The organism is Escherichia sp. AM3 (assembly GCF_032029835.1).
Taxonomy (GTDB): Bacteria; Pseudomonadota; Gammaproteobacteria; order Enterobacterales; family Enterobacteriaceae; genus Escherichia; species Escherichia coli.
The window spans coordinates 1-245 of the sequence record NZ_JAVUPQ010001216.1 but is presented as its reverse complement, the minus strand read 5'-3'; the positions used below and the strand labels follow the sequence as shown (position 1 = coordinate 245).

Genomic DNA, 245 nt, shown 5'->3' with positions numbered 1-245 from the left:
ACGTCAGCGCGTGCGCTGTGGCTGGTCACCGGTGATGTTTACGCCTTTGATAATCAGCACGGTTTTGCGTTTGTTCGCCCGGAACATCTGATGCCGCTTACTCCCGACGAGATGCCACACAACGTGGATGAGCTGGCGATCGGTTAATCACAGTTTACGCAGCCAGTCCGCCCGTACCTGCGCGTGATTCTGCTCCGTATTTTTCGCCCCATAGAGTAGCGTCACGGTCTGCTGTTTGGCGAGAG

1 protein-coding gene is annotated in these 245 nt (G+C 56.3%); it reads right to left on the bottom strand.

Features of this window, described 5'->3' with window-relative positions:
* Positions 1 to 147 precede the first annotated feature (147 nt).
* On the bottom strand, positions 148 to 245 hold a 98-nt coding region (locus tag RTW80_RS30365; RefSeq protein WP_312721932.1), incomplete at its 5' end, for a DUF488 family protein.